26 protein-coding genes, 1 tRNA gene and 1 pseudogene are annotated in these 23,973 nt (G+C 56.6%); 3 read left to right on the top strand and 25 right to left on the bottom strand.

What is annotated here, in order from left to right; translation table 11 throughout:
• Positions 1–4: 4 nt before the first annotated feature.
• The 17 genes from ACK6AU_RS18350 to ACK6AU_RS18430 form a co-directional block, all read right to left on the bottom strand.
• Positions 5–841, bottom strand: a complete 837-nt coding sequence (locus tag ACK6AU_RS18350; protein WP_409300532.1) for a Rha family transcriptional regulator — start codon at positions 839–841, stop codon at positions 5–7.
• Positions 838–1,401 carry a DUF3158 family protein gene (locus ACK6AU_RS18355; protein WP_409300534.1) on the bottom strand — a complete coding sequence of 188 codons (564 nt, stop codon included), beginning with the start codon at positions 1,399–1,401 and terminating at the stop codon, positions 838–840. The genes ACK6AU_RS18350 and ACK6AU_RS18355 overlap by 4 nt, the downstream gene beginning before the upstream one ends.
• Entirely contained in the window at positions 1,398–2,129 is a 732-nt protein-coding gene (locus ACK6AU_RS18360) for a PFL_4669 family integrating conjugative element protein (RefSeq protein WP_409300536.1), read from the bottom strand. The genes ACK6AU_RS18355 and ACK6AU_RS18360 overlap by 4 nt, the downstream gene beginning before the upstream one ends.
• A 1,309-nt stretch (positions 2,130–3,438) precedes the next feature.
• Positions 3,439–4,719: an STY4528 family pathogenicity island replication protein gene (locus ACK6AU_RS18365; RefSeq protein ID WP_409300538.1), complete on the bottom strand. Its 1,281-nt coding sequence runs from the start codon at positions 4,717–4,719 to the stop codon at positions 3,439–3,441.
• Positions 4,716–5,342 (bottom strand): DUF2857 domain-containing protein, encoded by a 627-nt coding sequence (locus tag ACK6AU_RS18370; RefSeq protein ID WP_085597417.1) that lies wholly within the window; start codon positions 5,340–5,342, stop codon positions 4,716–4,718. The genes ACK6AU_RS18365 and ACK6AU_RS18370 overlap by 4 nt, the downstream gene beginning before the upstream one ends.
• Before the next feature lie 43 nt (positions 5,343–5,385).
• The gene (locus tag ACK6AU_RS18375; protein ID WP_241107729.1) at positions 5,386–7,059 is read right to left on the bottom strand and encodes a ParB family protein; all 1,674 of its coding nucleotides are present in this window, start codon (positions 7,057–7,059) and stop codon (positions 5,386–5,388) included.
• Position 7,060: 1 nt separating this feature from the next.
• Positions 7,061–7,387, bottom strand: coding sequence for an Arc family DNA-binding protein (locus ACK6AU_RS18380; protein ID WP_065365352.1), 327 nt, complete (start codon positions 7,385–7,387; stop codon positions 7,061–7,063).
• Between the two features lie 17 nt (positions 7,388–7,404).
• Complete coding sequence (gene yejK / locus ACK6AU_RS18385; protein ID WP_409300542.1) at positions 7,405–8,406, bottom strand: nucleoid-associated protein YejK; 1,002 nt, start codon at positions 8,404–8,406, stop codon at positions 7,405–7,407.
• Positions 8,406–8,636, bottom strand: coding sequence for a hypothetical protein (locus tag ACK6AU_RS18390; protein ID WP_073698966.1), 231 nt, complete (start codon positions 8,634–8,636; stop codon positions 8,406–8,408). Before ACK6AU_RS18390 ends, yejK begins: the two co-directional genes overlap by 1 nt.
• Positions 8,629–9,147: a hypothetical protein gene (locus tag ACK6AU_RS18395; protein WP_124346931.1), complete on the bottom strand. Its 519-nt coding sequence runs from the start codon at positions 9,145–9,147 to the stop codon at positions 8,629–8,631. Before ACK6AU_RS18395 ends, ACK6AU_RS18390 begins: the two co-directional genes overlap by 8 nt.
• Positions 9,148–9,321: 174 nt before the next feature.
• Positions 9,322–10,671 (bottom strand): replicative DNA helicase, encoded by a 1,350-nt coding sequence (dnaB, locus tag ACK6AU_RS18400; protein WP_409300545.1) that lies wholly within the window; start codon positions 10,669–10,671, stop codon positions 9,322–9,324.
• On the bottom strand, positions 10,668–11,267 hold the full coding sequence (locus ACK6AU_RS18405; RefSeq protein WP_409300547.1) for a hypothetical protein: 600 nt from the start codon (positions 11,265–11,267) through the stop codon (positions 10,668–10,670). The genes dnaB and ACK6AU_RS18405 overlap by 4 nt, the downstream gene beginning before the upstream one ends.
• 62 nt (positions 11,268–11,329) lie before the next feature.
• Positions 11,330–12,019, bottom strand: coding sequence for a DUF2786 domain-containing protein (locus ACK6AU_RS18410; RefSeq protein WP_409300549.1), 690 nt, complete (start codon positions 12,017–12,019; stop codon positions 11,330–11,332).
• Positions 12,019–12,300, bottom strand: a complete 282-nt coding sequence (locus ACK6AU_RS18415; protein ID WP_409300551.1) for a hypothetical protein — start codon at positions 12,298–12,300, stop codon at positions 12,019–12,021. The genes ACK6AU_RS18410 and ACK6AU_RS18415 overlap by 1 nt, the downstream gene beginning before the upstream one ends.
• A gap of 277 nt (positions 12,301–12,577) precedes the next feature.
• On the bottom strand, positions 12,578–12,961 hold the full coding sequence (locus ACK6AU_RS18420; RefSeq protein ID WP_185700467.1) for a hypothetical protein: 384 nt from the start codon (positions 12,959–12,961) through the stop codon (positions 12,578–12,580).
• Positions 12,958–13,704, bottom strand: coding sequence for a hypothetical protein (locus tag ACK6AU_RS18425; RefSeq protein ID WP_409300553.1), 747 nt, complete (start codon positions 13,702–13,704; stop codon positions 12,958–12,960). The genes ACK6AU_RS18420 and ACK6AU_RS18425 overlap by 4 nt, the downstream gene beginning before the upstream one ends.
• A 1-nt stretch (position 13,705) precedes the next feature.
• A complete protein-coding gene (locus ACK6AU_RS18430; RefSeq protein ID WP_409300555.1) occupies positions 13,706–14,578 on the bottom strand; it encodes a ParA family protein in 873 nt (290 codons plus the stop codon).
• A gap of 19 nt (positions 14,579–14,597) precedes the next feature.
• Here ACK6AU_RS18430 and ACK6AU_RS18435 point away from each other — a divergent pair.
• A tRNA-Lys gene (locus ACK6AU_RS18435) sits at positions 14,598–14,724 on the top strand.
• 388 nt (positions 14,725–15,112) lie between these two features.
• Here the strand turns inward: ACK6AU_RS18435 and ACK6AU_RS18440 are convergent.
• Positions 15,113–15,318: pseudogene (locus ACK6AU_RS18440) on the bottom strand (RNA polymerase subunit sigma); the annotation flags it as partial.
• Positions 15,319–15,599: 281 nt separating this feature from the next.
• Here ACK6AU_RS18440 and ACK6AU_RS18445 point away from each other — a divergent pair.
• Positions 15,600–16,643, top strand: a complete 1,044-nt coding sequence (locus ACK6AU_RS18445) for a hypothetical protein (RefSeq protein WP_185700470.1) — start codon at positions 15,600–15,602, stop codon at positions 16,641–16,643.
• Positions 16,644–16,719: 76 nt separating this feature from the next.
• On the opposite strand, the gene hpaI is transcribed toward ACK6AU_RS18445, so the two are convergent.
• From hpaI to ACK6AU_RS18465, 4 genes are read right to left on the bottom strand one after another with little or no spacing between them, the layout of a single operon-like run.
• Positions 16,720–17,484: a 4-hydroxy-2-oxoheptanedioate aldolase gene (hpaI, locus tag ACK6AU_RS18450; RefSeq protein ID WP_409300558.1), complete on the bottom strand. Its 765-nt coding sequence runs from the start codon at positions 17,482–17,484 to the stop codon at positions 16,720–16,722.
• 24 nt (positions 17,485–17,508) lie between these two features.
• Complete coding sequence (hpaH, locus tag ACK6AU_RS18455) at positions 17,509–18,312, bottom strand: 2-oxo-hept-4-ene-1,7-dioate hydratase (RefSeq protein ID WP_409300560.1); 804 nt, start codon at positions 18,310–18,312, stop codon at positions 17,509–17,511.
• Entirely contained in the window at positions 18,306–19,010 is a 705-nt protein-coding gene (locus tag ACK6AU_RS18460) for a flavin reductase family protein (protein ID WP_409300562.1), read from the bottom strand. Before ACK6AU_RS18460 ends, hpaH begins: the two co-directional genes overlap by 7 nt.
• A 19-nt stretch (positions 19,011–19,029) precedes the next feature.
• Positions 19,030–19,488 (bottom strand): hypothetical protein, encoded by a 459-nt coding sequence (locus ACK6AU_RS18465; protein WP_409300564.1) that lies wholly within the window; start codon positions 19,486–19,488, stop codon positions 19,030–19,032.
• Between the two features lie 147 nt (positions 19,489–19,635).
• On the opposite strand from ACK6AU_RS18465, the gene ACK6AU_RS18470 reads away from it, so the two are divergent.
• Positions 19,636–20,214 (top strand): MarR family winged helix-turn-helix transcriptional regulator, encoded by a 579-nt coding sequence (locus tag ACK6AU_RS18470; RefSeq protein ID WP_221775334.1) that lies wholly within the window; start codon positions 19,636–19,638, stop codon positions 20,212–20,214.
• Positions 20,215–21,102: 888 nt separating this feature from the next.
• Here the strand turns inward: ACK6AU_RS18470 and ACK6AU_RS18475 are convergent.
• The 3 genes from ACK6AU_RS18475 to ACK6AU_RS18485 form a co-directional block, all read right to left on the bottom strand.
• Positions 21,103–21,717 carry a LysE family translocator gene (locus tag ACK6AU_RS18475; RefSeq protein ID WP_409300567.1) on the bottom strand — a complete coding sequence of 205 codons (615 nt, stop codon included), beginning with the start codon at positions 21,715–21,717 and terminating at the stop codon, positions 21,103–21,105.
• 34 nt (positions 21,718–21,751) lie between these two features.
• Positions 21,752–23,062 (bottom strand): serine hydroxymethyltransferase, encoded by a 1,311-nt coding sequence (gene glyA / locus ACK6AU_RS18480; protein ID WP_185700477.1) that lies wholly within the window; start codon positions 23,060–23,062, stop codon positions 21,752–21,754.
• Between the two features lie 44 nt (positions 23,063–23,106).
• Positions 23,107–23,973: hypothetical protein (locus ACK6AU_RS18485; protein ID WP_409300569.1), on the bottom strand; the 867-nt coding region annotated here is incomplete at its 5' end.

Raw genomic sequence — 23,973 nt, forward strand, 5'->3', positions numbered from 1 at the left:
TTCCTCAGTGTGTTGATTTGGGGGAGTAAGGTGTACGGAGGGCGTTGCGAGTGAGGTAACCAAGAAGGTCCCGGGCATGGCGCGAAGTTTCGGCCAGCTTGTCGGACATGTGACTCTTGAAAACCTCGCTGGTGAGCTTCTCGATGCCTTTGTCATACAGCGAGTTGAAGAGCAGCTCGGCGTCGTGTGAGGAGCGAAGGAGACCGTAAAGAAGATCTTTCGCTACTGAGGTGCCTGCAACCCCAGGAAGAGATTTGGCTGCAGTACCTTCACCGATCATTTGCCCCTGCAAAAAACTGATCGCTTTTTCCGTCTGTTCAGGCGTGGCCTGGTCAAGAGACTCGAGGTTCAGATAGTTGATGACCACCTGTTCGGTGTCGGGGCTGGGTGGTTGGTTGAGTTCAAGATGTCGCATGAGCTCGAGAGTTTTCAGGGCGAAGTTGAGCAGATGTTTATGGCTGAGGATCTCGGGTTGCTCGATGAGCACCTGCTCCATCTTGTTGAAGGCGTTGAGGTAAGCGATCTTCCAGCGCATGGCTTCTGTGCCGGTAAAACCCATGCAGAGAAGGGTGAAACCATCGCGAGTCATCCGGTAGTACGGCTCGGGTTTGTTATTAGAGCCTGGTCGTGAACACTCCTCAAAATTGAGGAGTGTAAAGTCATCAGGGCATTCAAGGTTTTTGATATCGCGCATCACATTGTCGTGCCGCTTACGAAAATGCTTGGCCACATCCAGGCTGGTGGTGGTGGCTTTGCCGTCAACGAACTCCACCGCGACCTCTTGGGGGTTTGCGTTGGCATTGGTACTGACGGTTTTTGGGGCTTTATGGGGGGTGGTCATGCTGGTCTCTCCGATTGCGATGGTTTCTGGTGGTGTGTGAGCTGCTGCAGTCGAGCCTGATATTCGGCCTCGGCCTGGCCCATCTTTGTTGCGCACTCGGCGGCCTGCTTGCCGATGAAGTGGACAAGGCTGATTTGCATATTCAATGTGATTCGGTGTTGCTCCAGGGCAAGCAGGTCCTGCAGCAAGTTGGCTGGTGTCTTGGGGTGTTGAACCATTGCCGCCCATACACCGAACCCCATGCGCCGGTCTTGAACGCTTTGCCAGCGCAGGAAAGTTGTGCCAGCCGATGTGTTCTGCTCGATGAGTCGAACGGGTAGAAGGGCGAATGGATGTTCGCGGACCTGGGCAAGCACCTCATGAACTAGAGCGCGCAAACCTGCCTCCAGTGCTGTGCATTGCTCGGCTAACTGGTCCAGCTCCCCCTTACCTTTAAAGGGCTTTAAAAGGCCTTTTAGTGAGGCACCTTGTTGCAGCCCCTGATAGGCACCCTGTTGCAGAGGTTTGAAGGCACCCTGTTGCAGGTTTCCCAAGGCGCGGCCACCGATGCTTTTGGTCATTCCTCACCTTCATCAAAAGGCTCAGCTTCGAGTCGTTCGGACAAGGTCGGTTGGCCACGTCGGATCTCGGGCGCGAAGGACGAGCGGCGAATCCCTTCAAGGATGTCTTGAGGGATCTCGCCGGCCCGTTGGTACATCTGCCGGGCCTGCTCTGCCCGGGCGTTATTGGCTGCGAAGTCATCGCGGCTTGCACCTGAGAAACGATATTGCTGGGCCAGTCCAAACAGGCTGCGCAGGATATGAGCCCCGTCATCGATCCAGACTTCCCCATCCCGTCTACCAATAAGGCCGACATGCTTGGCCAGCAGAATGCGGCGCACGATCTCGTCGTATTTGGTCAGCAGGTAGACCGACTTGAAGCCCAGGGGGTTGGAGATGAAGAGGGGCAGTTTCATGGGATGAGTCGACAGGTTGGTGCCGATGTCGATCATGGCCGGTAGCTGGGCCATGACATCATCGAGGCGCTTATCGATCTCTGTCAGGGCTGCATCAGACTCGGCGATCTTGTCTTCAATCCGGATGATCCACCAGTCCGAAAATGGGTCGTCCTGACTGGCACCACGGTCCATCTGATTGACTCTGGAGCAGAAGCCGGCGAGCCCAAGGATGCTGTTCTTGGATTCGCTTTGCTGGCGTCCCAGCCAGATCCTTGCAGCGTGGTGCGTGTGAAGGGTCAGTTGAACCTGGCTCCGAAGGGAGCCGATGTTGAGCTGAAAGTTGTCAGCCATGGGCATGGATTCCTTGAATAAGGTGGGGAAGCCAGCCCATGCTGCTTTTGTAGGGATGCGCGTGCAGTAGTAAATGGATAGCCGAGGTGTTTTGGTTTTGGGGATAGGCGTGTGAGCGTGTCGCGCCCCTTAACACCGGAGCGCTCAGCAGATTCCGGTCTTGGTGGAGTGGTGTGGCCCACACCACTGGCACCACCGGAGCGTTCAGCAGATTCCGGTCTTGGTGGAGTGGTGTGGCCCCCTGTGGCTGACCTTGGCAGTGTTGCCACTGGCAACACCGGAGCGCTCAGCAGATTCCGGTCCTGATGAAGTGTTGGGGCCCACAACACTTGGTCGATGCCAATGGATGAACTGGGGGACTGGTGCCAGTGGTACCACTGGAGCGCTCGGCAGATTCCGGTCCTGGCGAAGTGTTGGGGCCCACAACACTTGGTCGATGCCAATGGATGAACTGGGGGACTGGTGCCAGTGGTACCACTGGAGCGCTCAGCAGATTCCGGTCCTGATGAAGTGTTGTGGCCCACAACACTTGGGCGGCCCCCGGTGGCTATCCTTGGCAGTGTTGTCACTGGCAACACCGAAGCGCTCACCAGATTCCGGTCCTGGTGGAGTGGTGTGGCCCACACCACTGACACCACCGGAGCGCTCACCAGGTTCCGGTCCTTGCGAAGTGGTGTGGGCCACACCACTTGGTCGGCCCCCTGTGGCTGACCTTGGCAGTGTTGCCACTAGCAGCACCATAGCGTTCAGCAGATTCCAGTCTTGGTGGAGTGGTGTGGGCCACACCACCTGGTCGGCCTGGCTGGCCTGGAGTGTTGCCACTGGCAACACCAGAGCGCTCAGGAGATTCCGGTCCTTGCGAAGTGGTGTGGGCCACACCACTTGGTCGGCCCCCTGTGGCTGACCTTGGCAGTGTTGCCACTAGCAGCACCATAGCGTTCAGCAGATTCCGGTCTTGGTGGAGTGGTGTGGCCCACACCACTGGCACCACCGGAGCGCTCACCAGATTCCGGTCCTGGTGGAGTGTTGTGGCCCACACCACTTGGTCGGCCCCCGGTGGTTGACCTTGGCAGTGTGGCCACTGGCAACACCAGAGCGCTCACCAGATTCCGGTCCTGGTGAAGTGGTGTGGGCCACACCACCTGGTCGGCGCCGGTGGCTGGTCTGGATTGGTGCTAGTGGCACTACCTGAGCGCTCGGCGGATTGCGGTTCTGATGAAGTGTTGTGGCCCACAACACTTGCTCTCGGCTCAGTTGAGCGACCTGATCAGTAATACACAGTAGTGAATCGCTTATCGAAGCTATGCCCTCACCCACGACGTCTACTACCGCGGATGTTCAGCAGTTGCTGTAAACCACTTAGCGCCAGTTGGGCGGCCTGAGTCGCCTCAGGGGTTGGAGGTTTGTTGGCAAGTTGAACGCTCTGTGTAACCTCCGCCGGCAGGGCAGTGGTTGGAGGGGCTGCTGGAGCTACGATTGGTTGCCAGTCAGAGTTGAAGTCCCCACGTTTTGCTTTGTCAGCAAGGGTCTTGAGGTAGGCCAGGGGCTTGCTCAGTCCGCCCAATCTGTGGGACCACTGGTTGATCACTGCATCGCGTAATGGCTCAGGTACTGACTGCATGATCACTCGAACTTTCCCTCGAGTGTCAGGTGGCAGCGATTCGAGAGCGATGAGCCAATTTGCGCCGATGGAGTCTTGGTCTTGTACAAAGCTTTTAGATACAGACTTGTTTGTATTTGTATACGTACTATATGAGTTCGGATTCCGAACTGAGTCCGAACTCGGCTGTTTTCCACTGAGTTCGGAATCCGAACTGAGGGGTAGAGCGGTCTGTTTTCCTGAGTTTTCACTGAGTTCGGAATCCGAACTCAGACCAGGCGCGGCAATATCTGACTGAGTTCGGATTCCGAACTCAGGTGCAGGAATCGCTTCAAGCTGACTTTTTACTGCCCAAGGTTGTGCGTTTAGCCGATCGCTTATGGTCTCGATGCGAGAGGGAAGGCGGCGGCCGACATCAGCATCATCGGTGAACTCTCGCCAGGTCATTGCTGCGACTTCTTGGATCGCTCTGTTCTGATGTTCTTTAGACTGCATGAGCAATGTCATGTAGTCCTTATCGAACTCCAAGGCTTCGGCTGGCGTGACTGGTTCGTCATGCAGTAGATAAACGTTACCCTGCACCTGACCGCTGATCTCGTTGCGTACCTTGCGGCCAAGGCTCAACCACCTAGTAAGCCGAAGTACAGTTAGTGCCTTCGCAACGGTTTCACGTGAGGCATGTTTACCAGGTGTCATTCCAAGATATGGACGAAGCTGGTCATATGTTGGAAAGGCGGTTATGCCGTCTTCATTGATGAGCAAGCGAAACACTTGCCAGCAATTCCGCTCCAACGGAGTTAAACGGTCATCGAGGAGGAGTTTGCGCGGTACGGTTTCGTGCGGGTTACCACTAAAAATAATGCCCGCGTAGGTAGTCGGTGATGCAGTGTTGAGAGCGACATCTTCAGCTTTCTTTTTCAGCAGGTGTGCCTCGAGGTGACCCGAGGCAGAATCGAGTAGCGTAGAAATGGGGAACCGAGCAAGCTTCATTGCGTATGTTCGCCTTGCTCAAGTCGCCTCGCTTGCCGATCTCGATGGTTGTTCTCGGGGTAGATGCGGTTTTCAATCCAGTGGGTAATGAAGGACCAGATCTGGGCCAGTGTTAACCCGTCAGCGATTAACTCTTCCGCTACCAGCATTGCAATATCGAGCATGGCCAGGCTGTCCTCTAGAGAAACCTGGTTTTGCTTCATCAAGTTAGTCCAGCGATACCAGATCTGATGTTCCTGATCCTCCGAGACGGCCGGCCATCGGCCATGTGGGGCTTTGACGCCGATCACTGCTCTCTGCAACGCAATTTCCTGCGGCGAGAGCCCAAAGAAGTTTTTGAGTAACTTGGTAGTCGCACCCAAACGAATTGCTCGCTCAATAACACGCGCTTCTTCTTCAGTCCGAGCTGCATTCGACAGCAGCTTCTGAATCATTGAACTGTTGATGCTGACGTTTACCCAGGTGACCGGCGTATTGCGAAGTAGGCTCAACACTGTCGGGTGCTGGATTTGGCCCAGCACCTCAGGTTCTAACCCCATTTCCCTACAACGTTGCAACTGGCCGTTGCGCACCAGGTCGAGAAGCTGAGACAGAACAGCCTCATTGATCGTTGACTTGGTCATGGACCCCCTCCTATTCATCCCATCCGGATTGTCCGGACCTGGCCTACGCGGACTGCTTGATCTCAATGTCGATCAATCGGCGTGCAAGTCGGATGATTCTGAAAAGCTTCACTAGAGCGCCGTCGCTAATGCGACCTTGATCGTTAGGCTCAAGATCTTTTGTTGCCGGTTGACCGATGAGCAGTTGGCCCAGGCCAGCTGCAAACTCAAAGTCTTCCAACGAGCTCAAGTCCGCATCATGACTCTCCCTGATCATTTGCAATGCGATTGCAACAGTCCCACTTAACGATTGGAGAAGGGTCATGGTGTGCACAGCCGTGGCAGTGACTTCAGACTCCTCAGTTGGCTGTCTGTAGGAATATCCAATGCCGGCTGGAATTTCGGTAATTTGCCCTGGGGCATTCACCGACTCTTGAATCTCCAACGCGAGTTGTGCGATGTGTTTTCTGAGCTGTTCCGACGAATCAATCTCGCGTTCGATGTACCAGAGGTCACTGATCGGATTGAGCCCGCCCGCTTGCACTGGAATCGATTGAAGGCAGTTGGAGTTGAAGTCGGGCAACTGCTCACCTTCGATTGCGGCCAGCTTTTTTTTCATCTCGATAACTCGAGCCGTCTGGGTAACGGGCGAGGCGATATGTCCATCTATACGAGCCTGCATCTCCTCGGGTGAAGGAGATGGTTCGTTTGGACCAGAACTCGACTGGCTGGTATTTGGGCGAGAGGGTTGATTGTTTCCTGGAGCCGTGGATCCTTGAGGTGAGGGTGCTGGTTTCTCGCTCGGCGCCGACTGCAGAGGGACAGCGGCTGGCACGTGGTCGTTGGTTGGCAGTTGAACAACTGGGGTAGCGCGTCTTAGTTGATCTTGTTCTTGAGTGATTTCTAACAGGATGTCCTCATAGCCCAGTGGAAGGGACTTTTTCATTGTCCCAATGAGTTCATCCTGGAAGCGCTGATACAGAAACTCTTCTACCTCCCCGTCAAACTGAGCCAATACATCTTGGAACAACATCTCAAAGTCAACACCAACGCCTATGTAGTGCTTGTTCCAGCAGAGCGAAGATGTTTTTCTCAAGGCGAGGATCTTGGTTATACGGTCATAACCAAGGCCGGAATAGAGTAGGTTGGGAACGCAAGGTAATAGGTGCTGAATAGTATCCAACATCCTGCTGATGTGAGAGTGTGAAATCGGATATCCATCCTTCGTCAACCGACGAGCCAACTCCCGGATCCCAATAGACTCCCCTGTTTCTGATTCGTACAGAGCTTTAGCCCGGCCTACCCCAACTGCACGTTCGATGAATTTGAGCTCGCCCTTGAGGTCTTCGGCCAAATGGCCCGTGAGCATGACGATCTCACCTCGAGCCTGGTCCCAAGGCCTGAACAGCAGATTGATCCGGTAGTACTGCTCATCACCGGTTTCCTGGTAGAGCTCTTTCAGAATTGAGATGCGCGTATTACCGCCGTTGCGGATCCGATACTTCTCTTCACCTGGTCGACGAGTTACGGGTGGAGGTGTGTCCAGCCCCCGATTACGGATCGACTCCTTGATCTCGTCATACTTTGGGTTACGGGTCGTCCTTGGGTTGTCCTCCCAAGGCAGTACCTCATCGATGGTAGCCACGATTGGAGTATCGGCTAAGGGATCGCTGAGGACCGTTGTAGCAGCAGAAGGGGAGAAGCCCGGGGCTAATAGTCGTGCTTTAAGATCTGTCACGTTACACCCCCGCGCTGGAGTTCATAGCAGGGAATGACGCACCCGGAGTACCGCACTTGAACAGCTCCAGAATCTCCTGGACGTCTTCAGTGGTAGGGGAGTTGGCTTGAAGCAGCCGATCAATGATCCTGTATGCGCGCTCAAGATCTGCCTGGAGCGGGTTGGCTGCATCAACCTGGCCGACCAGGAGTGATTGTTCCAACCGGTTAATAATCTCGCTGTTCATGGAGCGGGTGTTTTCCCGTGCGACCTGGGCAATACGATCACGCATACCATCAGGAAGTCGGACGACGAATTTGTCTGCAGTGCGGGAAGTAGTCTGGTCCATACAATTTCTCCTGATGATCAACGGCGCTTGAGCTGATCGACGAGCTGGGTAGGAAGATTTTTGATAGTCAATGCGCCGCTATCGGCGTCGTAGATCACATTCGTGTCTAGAAGGTGAGCTTCGAAAGTGATGGACAGGCCCTCGGCGCGGCCGGTGAAGCGGCGGAACTCGTTGAGGGTGCGCTTGTCTGCCGGGAATTCCGTCGACAGGCCGTAGTCCTTGTTGCGGATATGGTCGTAGAACGCCTTCGGCCGGTCTTCGTCGATCAACTCCGACAGTTCTTCTAGGCCTACCGGTTCGCCGAGCTTGGCTTGGCTGCTGGCGTAGTCCACCAGGGTCTTGGTCTTCTCTCGCGCCGAGTCCTCGGGCAGGTCTTCGCTTTCAACGAAGTCGCTGAAGGCCTTGAGCAGGGTGCGTGTCTCGCCTGGACCATCAACGCCTTCCTGGCAACCGATGAAGTCGCGGAAGTATTCCGTGGACTTTCTGCCGTTCTTGCCCTTGATGAACGATATGTACTGCTTGGACTGCTTGTTGTTCTGCCACTCGGAGAGGTTGATCCGCGCCGCCAGGTACAGTTGGCCCAGATCCAGGTGACGGGAGGGCGTCACGTCCAGCTGGTCGGTCACCGCCACGCCTTCGCTGTGGTGCAGTAGGGCGATGGCCAGGTAGTCGGTCATGCCTTGTTGGTAGTGGGCGAACAGCACGTGACCGCCCACCGACAGGTTGGACTCCTCCATCAGTTTCTGCAGGTGGTCCACTGCCTTGTGACTGAAAGCTGTGAACTCCAACTCTCCGTTGAAGAACTCCTTCAGCCAGCCGCTGAGGGGAAAGGCACCGGACTCTGGATGGAAAAGGCCCCATGCCTTGCCCTGCTTGGCGTTATAGCTTTCGTTGAGGTCGGCGAGCATGTTCTCGATGGCCGCGGACTCTGCCAGCTCCGAGTCGCGGGCGTGCAGAACCGCTGGGGTGCCGTCAGGCTGCTTGTCGATGTGATGGATAATGAGGTGACGAATTGGCATCAGCTGATTTCCTTCGAAAGTGGAGTGGTGCGGTCCGCACGGCGCAGGCGTGCTCGAGCATTTCGCTCTGATCTGTGATCGCCCGGTGTCGCTGACGTGTAGATGTCAGAGCAACCTGTCTTTTTGAATCTGAGGTGCCCCCCTGCCGAGCGGGAGACGGCCCAGCCATTGCTGATCGCAAACTCGACGAGATGGCGTAAGCGTTCGTGTACCTTCGGGGGCCTACTCATGAAGTTCTGTCCTGAGTTGGTTCCCTGCTTGTATGGCAATAATTTCTGGATCGTGGCCTGGGTACTTCGAGCCGAGATCCATGAGGAAGAACCTCGCGGCCTCTCTATCGCCAGGTATGCGAAACGCAACTGTGCAGTATTGAGTGATGGCGTCATCATCCAGTCGCGGAAGAACCGTGACCTTCATCGAGCACTCGAACAGGTGCCGCGGTACCCACACCGACCAGAAGTAATTCGACAGAAGCGGGCCTGGGCACAGAAGGGCAACCTCCAGTGTTCCGGATGAAGTTGGGGTCAGACGCACATAGCCAAGGTTCTCCATCTCTGCGAAGTTGTCGCACATGGCTCCAGGAACGATCGTGCTATGGTCACGTACCAGCCTGGTTATCGCTTGTGAAAGCAGATCCAGCTCCACTGCATTCACACCTGCTCTATGAGCGTGTACTAGTGCCGACTGATTGAACTCAGCGTCGGCATGGATCTTAGGAAAATAGGTGGTGCTACTTCTCATCTAACACCTCCTGCAGTGGCTCGACGTCGTAGCTATTGCACTGTGGGCAGATCCACACCTCGGTCTCATCACAAAACTTGTGTGGCTCTGGAAGCCAGTGCTGAACTTGCTTGAGGGAGTGATGGGTGTTGCATGATCGGCACCAGTGAGTGAGTGCGCTTATGCTTTGCGAGGTCATGCGCAGCCTCCTTGCCAACTGGCAGGGGCCAGATTTTCGAAGCGAGTCTGCTGTGGGATGAAAGCTGCCCGTGCAAAACCGACCGGTCCCTGGCGTTGTTTGCCGATGATGATTTCGGCGATGCCTTTATGCTCGGACTCCGGGTGGTAATACTCATCTCGGTAAACGAACATGATCACGTCAGCGTCTTGTTCAATAGCACCGCTTTCGCGCAAATCAGCGTTGACTGGGCGTTTATTTGGACGTCCCTCAACACTCCGGTTGAGTTGAGAGAGGGCAATAACTGGGCAGTCCATTTCTTTGCCAAGCGCTTTCAGTGAACGAGAAATCACACTGATTTCGTTGTTCCTGTTTTCCTCACCTACCGCGCTCATTAGCTGCAGGTAGTCGATGAGGATCAGCTTTGGCTTGCCGAAGCGCCGGCTTGCCCTCCTGGCCTTTGCCCGTAGCGCAGGTGGGGTCAGTGAGCTGCCGTCATCAATTACAAGCCTATCCCCGAAGCCATTAAGCTGATGGACTGCATTTGTTAGCTTCGGCCAATCCTCATCCTCAAGCTTCCCCTTTAAGAGCTTGGTCAGATCTACGTGGCCGATGCTGGAGATCAAACGAAATAGCAGGGCCTGGGCCGGCATTTCGATGCTGTAGACCTGGACCGATTCATTGTCTGAGCATTGACGTAAAGCCGCGTGGACGAACTTTAAGGCTAGAGCCGTTTTTCCCATCGACGGCCTGCCGGCAAGAATGATGAGGTCGGTCGGTTGAAAACCTGAGGTCATCTCGTCAAGATCGTCGATTCCGGACGACACTCCGGTCACAGTCACATTCCCGTTGAAATGCTCGTCAATCTTGTTGACCACCTCTCCGAGGGCTTGGTTGACGTTGACGAAGTCGGAGCGTGTTCTGTTCTGAGCGAGTGCAAAGAGTTGCTGCTCGATCGATTCCTGGACGTCAGTAGCTACTGCTGTGCTTTCAGCGGCGTCGCGAGAGCATTGGTAGCCGAGGGACATGAGACTACGCAGGTGAGATCTGTTCCGAACGATTTCTGCGTAGCGCTCGATGTTGGCCACTGATGGAGTATTTCTTGCGAGATCTCCAAGGTAGGCCAGGCCACCAACTTCCTCTGGTTGAGACATCGACTCGGATACCGTCACGATATCGAATGGATGATCCTTATCGGCTAGGGAGGCTATGGCCTGGAAAATCAACCGATGCTCACGTTTGAAGAAGTCTTCAGGCACAAGCAGGTCGGCAATGAGATCCCAAGTATTGTTGTCGAGCATCAGACCGCCCAGGACACCCTGTTCGGCTTCTGTCGAATGAGGCGGCGTAAAGTCGAGAGGGTTCACGGAGTGACCTCCCGGCGTGCCCAGAAGCAGTAGGGTCCGCCTTCTTCAGTGTCATGAATAGCCAGGCAGAACCAGCCCTCGCCGGCAGGCTTAGAGGGCTCCCAGTAACTGCAGTCGGGACTATCAGAACTGAAATAGCGATCGGCAATTTCTTCAGGCGCGTCTGTTTCAAGGCTGACTGAACAGATTTCTAGGCCTTGCTCCAGCAGCCAGAGTTTGGATTTGTCAGGATCTTCGTCAAAGTTTGGAAGGTCGGGATGGGCGAACATCCCCTCTTCATCCCGCTGAACAGGGTAGGGCTGGATCAACTGCATCCGATCGAGTCGCTCGATCTCCGCAAGGATTAGAGCCCCCGCTTTCACCAGATCGCGGCGACGGTCATCGCTGGGTTTGAATGTCTTTTTGTCCCATGGCCAGGCACTGCTGCTGCATCCAGGCTTTCCTGCCAAGACTGCGTACACCGCAGCGGCTTCTGCCAGCTCGTTTCGCACATACACGTCATCACGATGGATGGAGTAGCCTTCCTCTGTCACCTGGCGGTGACGCTCTGCGATCACGCTGTGTGCTGCCTTGTTCATACGAAGACCTTCGGGCATGGTGTGTCCTCTCAGTGCATGGGAGGTTGGGAGCAGAGCTGGATGGGCTGTTGTGGTGTGAGTCATCGTCCACCCCCAATCGACATCCGTTCTTTGTGGCTGAGGCCTCGGCCCAAATTTGCTTGCTTGCCCTGTTGCCAACCTGCCTGCTGGGACCGAATGTCATGTCCCTTGGCCTCTGGCCGGTCCAGGTCCATGTATTCAAGAGTTGGGTGATGTAGGCTGATGTAAGCCTTGATTTCATCGCGGGGTTCCGCGTCGGCCCCTGCGAACTGGGCGACTTTGTAGCTGATAGCGCTCAACCAACCATCGACGAATAGTTCCCCTCGGCGGCGTTTGGTTTTGAGCTGGCAGCGCTTCTGCAGAGCGACATGTGCCTTGCGTTGCATCACCAGTTGGTGGTGCAAGGCAGAGTACGCATAGGCCGCTAACTCAGGGCCTATGCCGATGCCCATGAACTTGATCGACCAGCCCGCCAGGCCAGAATGGAACGCTAAGTGCTCACAATCGAAGGCACGGGCACAGGTCGCCGCAAGACGGTGCAGCCAGTCTTTAGGTGGGCGAGCGGAGCGAGTGGGGACACAAACCTCCTCAACTGCATGTGCAGCCACCTCAAGGGACTCGAGGTTGTACTGTTTCATGAGGTGGCGGGCCTGCCGAAGTGCTGTTTCTGCTTCGTTCGGACTGGCGCCACAGTCGTTTGCCAGCGCTAGTAGCTTGCTGACCTTGTCGAGAACTTTCTGCTTATCCATCACGCGACCTCCGTTGATGACAGGGGAGGTAAGCTGTCGATAGCGAACCTTTCGCCTTCTCGCGTTGCGCGATAAACGACTTCATCCTGAGGGCCGAAGGCGGGAGGTTTACCAACGATCATGAGCCCCACACTGACAAGCTCATCGAGCTGCCGGGCGTCGTCGCCATCTGGGCCGGTAAGGAAGTGGTTGCGGCATACCGATCGTTTGTCACAGTCGTTCGGAGACAAACCGAGCGTGTGCCACAAGAGCTTGAGCTGGGCATCGGTAACGTGCGTCATGGCTTCAGCTCCTGGGGCAATGGAGCTTGGCCAGTTCTAGCTGACAATGCGGCTGCTTTTGCATACCAACGGGCCGCAGCCAAGACAGTCACGCACACCAGGGTAAGGACGCTCAGCGCAGCAAGAAGGTATGCGCAGAAGATGGCGCCCTGCAGCGCTAAGCCTGCGTAAGGCTCCTTGTAGATCGCAGCGAGGCAATAGGCCAACGCAAACGCTGCTGAACAGTTCATGGCGTACAGGCACAGAAAGCCCGCACAGTGAAACAGGCGTCTTGGGCTCATGAGCGATCCTCCATAACCTTGTGGAGAGGGTCGGCGCCGAGGAATACCTCTTCTGGCACGTCGTCCCATTCTTGGCGTATTGCCTCGAAGTCGCCGGAGTTCCAGCAGCGAAGAAAATCCAGAGGGGATTCACATGGATTGGCCAGGGCGTAGGCTATGGCAGCTACAGCAGCATTGGGCTGGTAAAGCTCCAGCTCGATCACTCCGTCGTCGCTGATCTTCAGGTTGTCGCTGTCTACCGGATACTTCTGTCCATCCAGGCTCAGCATGAGTTGCTGGTTCGTGAGGGCTTCATTTCGGCGAATGATGGTGCCCAGCCGGGCACGTAGCATCTGGAGGGTGACAGGCCGGATGCTTTTACTTGCATAGGAGCGGCTCATACTTCACCCCATGCATTCAGGGTCAAAGCGCTCTTCCAATGCAGAAGCGTTGTTTCTTCCGCTGCGGTGAGGGGAGCCCGGGCCAGGCAGTCAGCTACCTTCTGTTTTGGTGCGCTCAGACGCTCTTCAACGTCTGAGCCATCGTCATAGGCAATATCACTGGCTAGGGCCTGAATGAGCTCGGAGCGTGCTGAGACGATGTGGCTTTTCAGGTATCCCAGGGGAGTTGTCCAACTTCCTGCTTTTTGGGCGTCATCCAGGCACTTCATCCATTCCTGGTTGTACTTAATCGGATCGTAGAAGCCGATATGGACCCCGGCCCGGTTGAATACCAGCGCGTCTTTCAGCACTTCTAATTGTTGCTCAACTGTTTCATGAAGCAGTGGGAACTCAGCAGCGATCAACTGTTTCGCCCGTGCATTACGCGCATCTTGACGGCGTTTTGTGGCTCTTTCGTCTCGAACACGCTTCTCCTTGGCGTGCTCAATGTGGTTGTTCACTGACTCGATGAGCGTGGCGGCATCAAGTAGTAGTTGGCGTTGCTCATAGCTGAGCTGCTCGCTAATCCGCCCCGACAGGCCGGAACCCATAGAGCCTCCGGAACCGAGATTGCGTACTTCGCGTGCGGTACTGGTGAGTTTTGTTTGGACGCTGCGCAGCTCAGTTGAGCTATAACGGCTATTCAGGTTCTGCAGAAGCTCAGGTGTGATCCCTGTTGGCTGGGTTATGAGGGATTTAGCCACTTCAGTTCCCCCCTTTGACGATCTGGGCTACACGCTCCTCAGTCATTCCAGCGAAGCGTTCATGCCATTCCGGAAAGGCCTCTGTGGCCAATTGTCGGAGGATGCTCAGCGCGGAGGGCGCAAGGCGATTCGATGGCTGCCGGTACTCCAAGCGGTGTGCCGGGATGCCTTTGGATGCGGCGGTTTTGAAAACAACAGCGTGAGGTATGGTGGTTTGGAGCACGGAAACTTCAGGGGTGCCGTCAAACACTTCCCTGACTGTTTCGTGTATTTGGCGGGCATCAACGGTTTGATCCAACCCATTGATGATTATGTTGATATGAGGAATGGTCAGGCCGAGGCGCGCATAACTGCGCAGGCCTTCCATCATGTGGATGGTGCCGCGGTTGAACTCGCGTGCCGCCAGCATGTTGGGAGGGAGGGGGGATAGAATTATGTCAGAAGCCAGAACGACCATCTCAAGCATGGCCGAGCGGGCGCCCTGAGTATCGAAGATAATCAGGTCGTACTGGGACTCGAACTCCGGCATCAGGTTAGCCAGGCGAAGCCGGCCATCAGGTGCCTGTAGCAGTAGGTTGTTGAGCTGATTGTTGACGTCGTTCGAGACTATGACATCGAGGTTGGGGATGTTGGTGCGGGAAATAACCCGGGCCGGATTGGTTTCATTGAAGGCCAGGAGCTCATAAATTCCGCCCGGAGCTTCGTGAATCAGGGGGAAATAGGATGACGCTGAGGGTTGGACGGGATCCAGATCGATCAGCAGAGTGCGCAAACCTGCATCTGCAGTGAACGCACCCAGGTTGGTCGAGCCGGTTGTTTTGCCAGTTCCACCTTTGGTGGAGATTTTTCCTGCTTTTTTCGTCTTCTTTTTCATCGTTATGCCTCTAATGTGAGTGTCATTAGAGACAGCTGGGCTCGCAGACCGGTCCTGAGTTACCGTGAAAACCCCTTCCTAGAGCTATCCATTCCAATTGTCTTTTAACCAATTGGTCGTAGGTTCGAATCCTACACGACCCACCATATTCATGGTCGGATGCGAGACCAGGAACCAGGCGATACAAGCCGTTCCGCTAGTAGCGCAGACGTCTGGAACGAGCAAAGCCACGTTCCTGGATGATGTACACATGAAAAGCCCACTACCGGTGACGGTCAGTGGGCTTTTTCGTTTTAGCAGTCTAGAAATCAGTTTCGCCTTGGCACGAAATGCTCCAATTCGACGCTCGTATCTGGAACCCTCGCGCAAACATCGACTTGACGATGCCCGGCGCCGATCAGGCCGAGAAAAACTTAACGCCGTGTCCGGGATTAGTTGACCACTACAACTGCTGCAAGGCGGCCAGCACGCGGTCGGTGTCCGCCAGGGGGAAGACACCGGTGAGCGGCAGGGGAGTTGCGACTGGACGAGATAGCCACTGCCTCCGGCCAGCAGGAAGGCCTTGCGCACCTTGGTCGGCATGCTGTCGAGCATGGCGTCGATCTGCATCAGGGTTTCGATCAGGATTGCGCGGGTTTCCAGCGAGGGGCTTTCCGCTTCGGTCATGGCGGCCAGGCTTCCAGATAAGCCTGTTTGATGCGTTAGCGACGCCACTGGTCGATGACCAGGTTGCGGGCGATTGAACATCACGCAAGAACGAACTGGATGCGAACCCGATCCCATGAGACCTGCCGGAATTCTCTGCGGGCTGCGCTGGACTTGAAGCGTTCCGCTGAATGCCCGCCGGGCAACAGGTTCGAGTTGCCGTCCAGGGGCAGGGGATAGCTTTGCACGAGGAGCGAAGTGAGGCGCTCGCATCTGCATTTCATTCGGCGCACTCTGGCAAATATTGCGCTGCGTCCCCAAGCCAGTAATCATGGCCGCTCGACGTCCCGTACCAACGCTTATCAAGGATCGATACATGAAACTGTCCTGGCCGCGTTTTACCCTGCCCGCCGCATTGCTTCTTTCTCTTTCCCTTTCCGGCTGCGTGTCCGATCTTGAATCAGGCGCCTACGGCAGCATGGACGATCCGCGTTACGCGCAGTTGCTGGACCAGGTGGACGCGGCGCTGAAGGCGAACATGGCGGTGGTATTGGTGGCCGATGTGATGCCGCACAAGTCGCTGAGCGATGCGCTGACCATGACCCAGTGGACGCCGACAGCGATCTGGGAATACGAGAAGGACCCGAAGATAACCTTCGGTCGCAAGTTCCAGACCAACGCGTTGCAGAGAAAGCCTGGCGAGACCTACCTGTTCAAGGCCTTCGAGGTGCATATCCTGCCCCCCGGCAAATACCTGCTGACCGGTGGCGACGACTACCAGATCCACGGCTTGCTCGACCAGATCGGCGCCCGTAGCGGCCCGCCCGGTTCGGGGCGTGGCGCCAATGGCACCGCCTACCTGTCCCCCGAGCTGTATCGCGAGTACTACCGGGAAGAGGTCTGGAAGGACGCCACCTATGGCAGCGAGATCAAGACCGAGAAGGTCTGTACCGCCGTGCACGTGGCGTCTGGCGCCTGCGTGGCCTGGGGCGAGCAGCAATATACCCAGACCACGCAGGGTTCTGGGGCCGGGTATTACCAACAGACCGATTCCCGCGATGTACCGTCGATCAAGGTCCAGGCGCGCCTGCCGGTGGACAAGGCGCTGGCCAGCTTCACCGTCCAGGGCGGGCAATTGCTGCTGGCCCCGCGCATGCACCTCAAGACCCCTGGCTACAAGTACCAGCAGTCCAAGTGCCGGGCGATCGATCCGAAGAAGATCGAGTGCCCGCTGGACAACCTGACCGTCTACACCTGGCCGGCGCCCATGAGCTTTACGCAGAATCTCATCGAGCAACGCGTCCTGAGCGACAAGCACCGGCAACTGCTGTCCAGGCTCCAGCCCATGCAGATCACGCCGCTGGGCAAGCAAGGCATGGAAGACCCGATCTGGGGCGTGCCATTGTCGTTGTCCAAGTAGCGGCGTCGAGCCCAGCCACTCCCAGGTCGCCGCGAGACGGCCTTGGGAGCCTTGCCAGCGCTGTGCAAAAGCCGCCTCAACACAACTGCCCAAACGTTTCCCTGAGTGCCTTGGCACCACTTACCAGCAGCCCCACATCGGAGCCTACCGCGACAAACACGGCACCCAGCTGCAAGTAGTGGCGAGCCAGCACCGGGTCGCTGGTAAGGATGCCCGGCGCCTTGCCGGCCGCGCGGATGTCCCGGATGGCCCCTGCGATGGCGTCCTGCACCTCGGGATGTGCCGGGTTGCCCAGGTGACCGAGGGAGGCGGCCAGGTCGGCAGGCCCGATGAACACGCCATCGACCCCCTGGACCCGGGCAATGTCCGCCAAGGCCTGGATGCCAGCCCGGCTTTCCACCTGCACCAGGGTGCAGATCTGTTCATTGGCCGTCGCCAGGTAGCCGGGGATCTGCTGCCATCGCGAAGCGCGGGCCATTGCCGCTCCCACGCCGCGGATGCCATGGGGAGGATAGCGGGTGGCGGCAACGATGCTGGCCGCCTGCTCGGCGCTTTCCACCATGGGAACCAGCAACGTCTGGGCCCCCAGGTCGAGCAAGTGCTTGATCTCCACGGCATCGTCGCTGGCCGCCCGCACCACCGCGTGGGTAGGGGCGCCCGCCAGGCACTGCAACTGGGCCAGGGTCGATTGCAGCGTATTGGGAGCATGTTCGTTGTCGATCACCAACCAGTCATAACCGGTGCCCCCAAGCATTTCCGCGGTGTACCCGTTGGCCAGGCCGAGCCACAGGCCGATCAGGGGAGCCCCCGTCACCAGGGCCTGCTTGAATTCGTTATGCATGACTACCTCTTGCACCTGCAGTGCTCAGATAAAACGGCAACCCACGCTGCCCAATGCACCGAAGTCGGCGTGGAATGTATCGCCAGCCTCCGCCCGCACCGGGCGAATGAAGGAGCCGGACAGCACGATGTGTCCTTTCTCCAGGGCGGTGTCGAACACCGCCAGGCGCCGGGAGAGCCAGGCAACGCCGTTGGCCGGATGGTTCAGCACGCCTGCCGCCAGGCCGGTTTCCTCGATCACGCCGTTGCGCAGGAGCATGGCGCCGATCCAGCGCAGGTCCAGGTCGTCGACGCGCACCGGGCGCCCGCCGAGGATGATCCCGGCATTGGCGGCGTTGTCGGAAATGGTATCGACCACCTTGCGCGGTCGCTGGGTGTCGCGGTCGAGCTGTTCCGAACGGGCATCGATGATCTCCAGTGCCGGCACGACATAGCGCGTCGCATCCAGCACATCCAGCATCGTCACCTCCGGGCCCGCCAGGCGACGATCGAGGATGAAGGCCAGTTCGACCTCGACCCGGGGCAATATCAGGCGCTCGCGGGCAATCTCGCCGCCATCGGGCCAGAGCATGTCGTCGAGCAGCACGCCGTAGTCGGGCTCATCGATCTGCGAGGCCATCTGCATCGCCCTGGAGGTCAGGCCGATCTTGTGCCCGATGATCCTCCGGCCACGACCCAGTTTCGTCTCGACCCAGGCACGCTGGATGGCGTAGGCATCGGCGATGGTCATGTCCGGATGGGTGAGGGAGAGCTGGCGAATCTGTTCGCGCGAGCGTTCGGCGGCATCCAGGCGATGGGCGCATTCCTGTATTTCATGGGCATTCAGCATCGTTCTTTTGCGCCTGTTTGCGAGGTGGAGGGTTCCCGCCATGCCAGCAGTTCCTGTTCGCGGCCCTGGGCCTTCAAGGACTGCCAGGCCTGTGGCGTCGGTGTCGGCATCTGGAAGTCCGCAGACACTTCGCAGTACCAGCCAGGACTGTGCAGCCGGCCGATCAGGGCCATGGAGGTCGGGTCGATGAACATGCGGGTCACGTCGATGATCGCTTCCTCGCACAGGTGCGTACCGACGATGTCGGCGAGGATGAAGGTACGCACGCCATCGATGTCGATCAGTTGGCGAACCCGGCACTCCATCGAGCAAGGGCTCGAGGCGATGCGTGGAACGCTCACTTGCTGGCCGGGCAGCATCTGCAGGCCCGCCTCGAGGGCCTCGTTGACCTGGGCATCGAAATCGATGGAGGTGACGGTCATGCGCCCGGCCATCGGGGCCGAGACCAGGTTAACCACGAACTCCCCACGCTCGATGATATTGCGCGCGGTGTCCTTGGGTTCTCCCGAGCGCGAGCCGATGCACAGGCACAGCAGCGGTGGGTCTCCCGACATCACGTTGAAAAAGGAAAATGGCGCGACATTGACCGCCCCCGATCCATCGCGGGAACTGACCCAGGCGATGGGGCGAGGGATCACGGTGGAATGCACCAGGTTGCTGCGCTGCTCCGGGCTCAACGCCTTCATATCAAAATACATGGCTATGTCCTGAACGGTTTCAACGATTGGCGGTGGGGGTCTTGTCCTGGTTGGCCGAGTCGACGCCAGGGCGCCGCTCGCTGGCCTGGTGCAACTCGATCAGGTTGCCGGCCGGATCGCGCAAGAACAGCTGTTTCAAGGAGGGCGAGGCCACATTGTCGAGGGTGAAGTACTCGATACTCCGCTCCACGAGCACCTTCTCGGCTACCTGCACATCCTCCACCGCAAGCGCGAAGTGGTTGGAGACCGGGTCCTGGTCAGGGCGCTTGGCGTATTGCGAAACGCCATCGCACCCCAGGATGTGCAATTGGGTGCCATTGGGCAGGTTGAACCACGAGCCGTAGATACCCGGGATCTTCCAGCGGGCCGGGTCCTGGGGCAGTGAAAGGACATCGCGATAGAAGTCCAGCATGGCATCGGCCTGGGCGTTGTTCACGCCGAAGCCTACGTGGTGAAGCTCAACAACTTTCACGGACATTGCGTTTTCCTTGTTGGTTTGCACGCGCTGGCCCCGGGAAGGGGCGTGATAGCAATATCGAAATATAGTACGAGTGGCGTACTATACGGATAAAATACTATTTCCCCTTGGTATGATTGGCAACCTCCTCATTGACCCATGTCGCCCATGTCCCGCTCAAAACCACCTGCATCCAAGCCTGTCACCAGTCCCGAGCAAGGCTCCGGAAGATCTTTCGCCGCATCCGCCGCGACCCGTCCACACCTGGCCCTGATGCGCGATACCGCCGAAGGCGCGACCGATCGATCCCGTGCCGGATTGGGTCTGCTGATGCTCTGGCTGTGCGATGACATCGAGCAACGCGCCAATGCCAGCCTGGCGCCGTTCGGGCTATCGGAAAGCAAGTTCGACCTGCTGATGTTCTTCGGCCTGGCTGAGCGGGGCCTGATAGAAAGCCAGGCGGTCACGCCGTCCTACATTGCGGATTACTTTGGCGTGACCCGCTCGACGGTGACTGGCCTGCTCGATTGGCTGGAGAAGCGAGACCTGCTCAGGCGCCGCTTGAGTACCGAGGACCGGCGCAGCTTCGCTCTGGAGTTGACCGAGCAGGGGCGTGAGTTGCTGGAGCGGTCCTTGCCGGTGTTCTGGGGGATGTGTGAATCCCTGACCAGCAGCCTGGACGAGGATGAATGCGCGCTGCTGCAAAAGGTTCTTGGCAAGCTCTGGGTGCAGCTGAAAGCGGATTGAGCAGAAAAGGCTCCTGGCAGTTGTCATCGCACAGTTGCAGGGAAACCAAACAAGGCATGTTGATAACAACCAGGCTAATCGCACCATCTTTATGGATTCTCAGGCCGCCTCTGTGCGCTGGATAGCCCGAGTCCTCAGCCTTGGTGCCATTGCTGATCTGAAAATGCTTTATTTTTGCAAATAATTGTATTTAACCGGTCATGGATCATAGTCACAGTGACAGATCGAAATTTTTTACCGCTTGATAAGTCTTTTCTTTCTCGTATGGAGTGGAGTGATGCCTACGTCAACTGTGACCTGAGCCAGCCAGGCGAATAAGCAGTAAAAGAACCCGTGACCACCGAGATGATTCGATTGATCTCTAGAGGTGTTAGCCAAGTTTTTTGGACTCGACTGCCGAGCAAGGTGCAGGTAGATCTACTGGTATCACCAGCAGTGCGTGCATGCCCATGAACCCGGCCTATTCTTTCAGGCTGGCAAAGGCGCTTATCGGCGCGATGAGCGAAGCAATAAGCAGGCCTTTGGGGGGGCGGTCAATCAGAATAAGTGCAGGCCGGATAAACGATTCCGTTCCGGATCGAGGGTGCTGTTTTTGCGTCGCCACACAGTACAAGAAAGTTGAAGCAAGTAGCAGGCGGTGGCTAGCTGCATGCCTCTCATGGCCCAGGGAGACCAACAGGGCAGACAGAAACCTGAAGCAAATACGCCAGACTCTCGATAAATGTCATGCGCCATGAACGGCAAACCCAAACAGTGCTCCGGAGCGCATTAATAGCGTATTTGTTAGGCCAGGAACGATCAGTAGCAATACAAGTGCCGATTTTTGTCCAACATATGCAGTCGATCCTCACTCGAAAGCGATTTCCTGTCTTTCGATGGATTGCGCTGCTAGCTCAGCATAAATGACCAGACGGTCGTCGCTATCATCAAAAGCGCGAAGCTGATGTTAAGTAATCGATTCCAAGTGGGGTGGATGAAGAACTGGCGCATTTTGCTGCCCGCAAAGAGCCACAAGAAATCGAATCCCGCACAAACCAGCAGGCAGATCAGTACTTTTGCGCCTTGTTCCCAAGCAGGCGCAATACCTAGCGTGAAGCCGCCCAGTAGCGCCGCAAACGCAGCGTATGCCTTGATATTCGCGACGCCCAGGATAAAACCGGCGCCCCAGCCGGGTACGACCACTGACTGTTCATCCTTGATGGGCGGCGCACTACCAATGTTGTAGGCAAGCAGCAAGATATACACAACGGAGACGGCCGTCAGTGCCGTCGCTAACTTGGGGAACTCCTGGAGAATGACGTACAGCCCCGTAGCAACCAATACCATGGCAATCATCAGGCCCAGCGTGATACCGACAAAGAATGGAGTTGATCGTCTTATGCCATAAGTTGCCCCACTCGCAGCCAGGGCCAGTGTCGCTGGGCCAGGGCTTGCCAGTAACGCAACGGCGGCAATGGTAAATGTCAATGTCGCCTGGTAAATGGGCAGTACGGTGTTGGGCATAGGGGGATGTCCCGCTGAAAAAACGCGTAGTGGCTTATCGAGGGAGTCCGTTCTCGTGGCAGTAGTAGACAGTTCTGTGGTTCTTCATGAAGTCAATCACGGCGTTGGCGACGGCCATTGGGTCCTCGTTATGCAGTAGAACCTTGGCAATCTGCTCGGCGATCCATGCCATTTCCCGTTCTTTCATCCCCAGACGAGTTGCTTCGACGGTGCCTAGCCTAATTCCTGTCTCCGGGCCGTTATCCCAAGGCAGTGGCATTTCATTGGCGATGATGTTCGCGGCCTCCAGGCGCTGTACCGCCTCGCGGCCACTGATAAAGGGTTTTGAGTCAATCACAATCTGATGGGTGCGGGTGTAACCCCGCTCTCGATGGAAAACCATCACGCCCCGGTTCTCTAGACTTTCAGCCAACGCTTGTGCGTTTTTTACCACCTGTCTCATATAGGTCTGTCCATATTCCAGCATCTCGGTGGCCGCCACGGCGAGAGCCGCTACCCGGTTGATTTGGTGACTGCCTGTCAACGTCGGGAAAATCGTTTCATGTACTGCTGGAGTCAATGACGCTTCGTTCCAGACAATCAGGCCGCCTTGGGGGCCACTGAAGGTCTTCCCGGTAGAACCGGTCATCAGGTCTGCACCCTCTGTCAGCGGGTTCTGGAACAAGCCTGCGCTGATCAAACCCAACTGGTGGGCGGCATCGAAATATACTTTTCCATTCCATGAAGAGACGATGCCCTTGATGTCGGCAACAGGTAGGGGGAACAGAGTCAACGTCATCCCCAGGCCAATCACTGCTGGTTTAGCGACTCGGGCTATTTCGCTGAGCCGCGTAAGGTCGATGTCTAGGGTGTCGTGCATAAAGGGAATGTCCATTACCTTGAGCCCACGCACGCCGGGAGGGCCTTTGCTTCTATTGCTCGTATCCCCACCCTGGGGCACAGGCACGCTCATGATGCAATCACCAGGGTGGGTCAGGGCCGTGTAAGCCGCGAGCACCGCGACCATTCCTCCCATCAGTCGATGGTCGGCATACTGGGTGCGAAAGACAATTTTCAACAGCTCTACACAGAGCGATTCCAATTCATCGATATTCTTCATGCCCGAAAAAAATCGATTGTCGCGTCCTATATGGCCGCCCGATGCGCGCGTGCCAACTTCACTGGATAGCAACGCGCGCACGGATGGGCTGGTAGGCGACTCAGCGGCTACGAGATTGATGCATTGCCGAGCGCGCCACTGTTCGTTTCGAGCGACTGCCGCTCTGACCAGGTCAGCCATCGCCGCGTGAGATCGAGCCTGTTTGAGTAAGGCACTGGCCTGCTGGAGGCATCGGGTATCGTGCATGATTATCCTCTCCTGGAACCACGTAACGACTGGCTGACCGCACCTTACCTCAGGCTTTTGGCTGCCTCCGCGTTCTGATCTTCCCACCAGCGATCATTGCCATGCAGGCTGCGGGCGAGGTCTTTTTCGGCAGCCCAGGTCATGTTGAGGATTATTCGAATGGCGTCTTCGTTGAGCGGGATGGTGCGGTGCAGCGTGGTGTCCGTACGCAGGAAATAAATATCCCCCGTCTTGAAACCGTAAGTCGCAATTGGATTGCTACACAGAAGCTCGTGAATCCTTGGATTGGTCTTATCCCATGAGGTATGAGGCACACATTGCAGCATCCCTCCTTTGGCGATCGGCGGTATTTCGATGATCCAGATCAACGCGAAACTATAATCGCCCCAATGCCAGCCATGGGTGTCTCCTTTACGTTCTTGCTTGGTGATTAAGAATTCCTCGTCCTTGGAGACCGAGGCAATAATTTGTGTGTCCGCAATCCGAGAGAGGGTGTCTAGCAGTACTTTGGACTTCGATAGTGCGTTGATCAGTGGGCTGTTTTCTGCGATGAACTCACTGCGCACCACACTCATATAACGAGGTGTGTTGTCAGTAGTGGCAAGGTGCAAGTCTCGACGTTCGAGTTGACGGTCTATAAGTTTGTTAACTTCTATGGTTATTTTTTCACGTAATTGATCGTCAACGATGTCTCGTAGCTTTAAAAATCCATTGCGAGAAAATTCATGGCGTAATGAAAAGATTTTATCCTCTGTGAAGATTTTGCAGTGATGTTGTTGTAGGCGAGTCTCATCAGGCAAGTAGTTCATTTCAAACCCTCGATAAAGATAAAATTCATCAAGTTGAAATAGAGGTATCGCGGAACGCCCTTTGGAAAATGTACCGCTAAATACTGCTTGTGACTGCAGGAA

This window comes from Pseudomonas sp. KCJK8993, assembly GCF_046230915.1.
GTDB lineage: Bacteria > Pseudomonadota > Gammaproteobacteria > Pseudomonadales > Pseudomonadaceae > Aquipseudomonas > Aquipseudomonas piscis.

What these genes read in the sequence shown, in the direction of transcription:
- hpaI (WP_409300558.1), bottom strand. Translation starts at nt 17,484, where the DNA reads ATGCATAACGAATTCAAGCAGGCCCTGGTGACGGGGGCTCCCCTGATC.
- yejK (WP_409300542.1), bottom strand. Translation starts at nt 8,406, where the DNA reads ATGCCAATTCGTCACCTCATTATCCATCACATCGACAAGCAGCCTGAC.
- ACK6AU_RS18430 (WP_409300555.1), bottom strand. Translation starts at nt 14,578, where the DNA reads ATGAAAAAGAAGACGAAAAAAGCAGGAAAAATCTCCACCAAAGGTGGA.
- ACK6AU_RS18405 (WP_409300547.1), bottom strand. Translation starts at nt 11,267, where the DNA reads ATGCCCGAAGGTCTTCGTATGAACAAGGCAGCACACAGCGTGATCGCA.
- ACK6AU_RS18445 (WP_185700470.1), top strand. Translation starts at nt 15,600, where the DNA reads ATGAAACTGTCCTGGCCGCGTTTTACCCTGCCCGCCGCATTGCTTCTT.
- ACK6AU_RS18420 (WP_185700467.1), bottom strand. Translation starts at nt 12,961, where the DNA reads ATGAGCCGCTCCTATGCAAGTAAAAGCATCCGGCCTGTCACCCTCCAG.
- ACK6AU_RS18395 (WP_124346931.1), bottom strand. Translation starts at nt 9,147, where the DNA reads ATGAGAAGTAGCACCACCTATTTTCCTAAGATCCATGCCGACGCTGAG.
- ACK6AU_RS18390 (WP_073698966.1), bottom strand. Translation starts at nt 8,636, where the DNA reads ATGAGTAGGCCCCCGAAGGTACACGAACGCTTACGCCATCTCGTCGAG.
- ACK6AU_RS18350 (WP_409300532.1), bottom strand. Translation starts at nt 841, where the DNA reads ATGACCACCCCCCATAAAGCCCCAAAAACCGTCAGTACCAATGCCAAC.
- ACK6AU_RS18415 (WP_409300551.1), bottom strand. Translation starts at nt 12,300, where the DNA reads ATGACGCACGTTACCGATGCCCAGCTCAAGCTCTTGTGGCACACGCTC.
- ACK6AU_RS18360 (WP_409300536.1), bottom strand. Translation starts at nt 2,129, where the DNA reads ATGGCTGACAACTTTCAGCTCAACATCGGCTCCCTTCGGAGCCAGGTT.
- ACK6AU_RS18380 (WP_065365352.1), bottom strand. Translation starts at nt 7,387, where the DNA reads ATGGACCAGACTACTTCCCGCACTGCAGACAAATTCGTCGTCCGACTT.
- ACK6AU_RS18370 (WP_085597417.1), bottom strand. Translation starts at nt 5,342, where the DNA reads ATGACCAAGTCAACGATCAATGAGGCTGTTCTGTCTCAGCTTCTCGAC.
- ACK6AU_RS18470 (WP_221775334.1), top strand. Translation starts at nt 19,636, where the DNA reads ATGTCCCGCTCAAAACCACCTGCATCCAAGCCTGTCACCAGTCCCGAG.
- ACK6AU_RS18365 (WP_409300538.1), bottom strand. Translation starts at nt 4,719, where the DNA reads ATGAAGCTTGCTCGGTTCCCCATTTCTACGCTACTCGATTCTGCCTCG.
- ACK6AU_RS18355 (WP_409300534.1), bottom strand. Translation starts at nt 1,401, where the DNA reads ATGACCAAAAGCATCGGTGGCCGCGCCTTGGGAAACCTGCAACAGGGT.
- ACK6AU_RS18465 (WP_409300564.1), bottom strand. Translation starts at nt 19,488, where the DNA reads ATGTCCGTGAAAGTTGTTGAGCTTCACCACGTAGGCTTCGGCGTGAAC.
- ACK6AU_RS18475 (WP_409300567.1), bottom strand. Translation starts at nt 21,717, where the DNA reads ATGCCCAACACCGTACTGCCCATTTACCAGGCGACATTGACATTTACC.
- ACK6AU_RS18460 (WP_409300562.1), bottom strand. Translation starts at nt 19,010, where the DNA reads ATGTATTTTGATATGAAGGCGTTGAGCCCGGAGCAGCGCAGCAACCTG.
- glyA (WP_185700477.1), bottom strand. Translation starts at nt 23,062, where the DNA reads ATGCACGATACCCGATGCCTCCAGCAGGCCAGTGCCTTACTCAAACAG.
- hpaH (WP_409300560.1), bottom strand. Translation starts at nt 18,312, where the DNA reads ATGCTGAATGCCCATGAAATACAGGAATGCGCCCATCGCCTGGATGCC.
- ACK6AU_RS18410 (WP_409300549.1), bottom strand. Translation starts at nt 12,019, where the DNA reads ATGGATAAGCAGAAAGTTCTCGACAAGGTCAGCAAGCTACTAGCGCTG.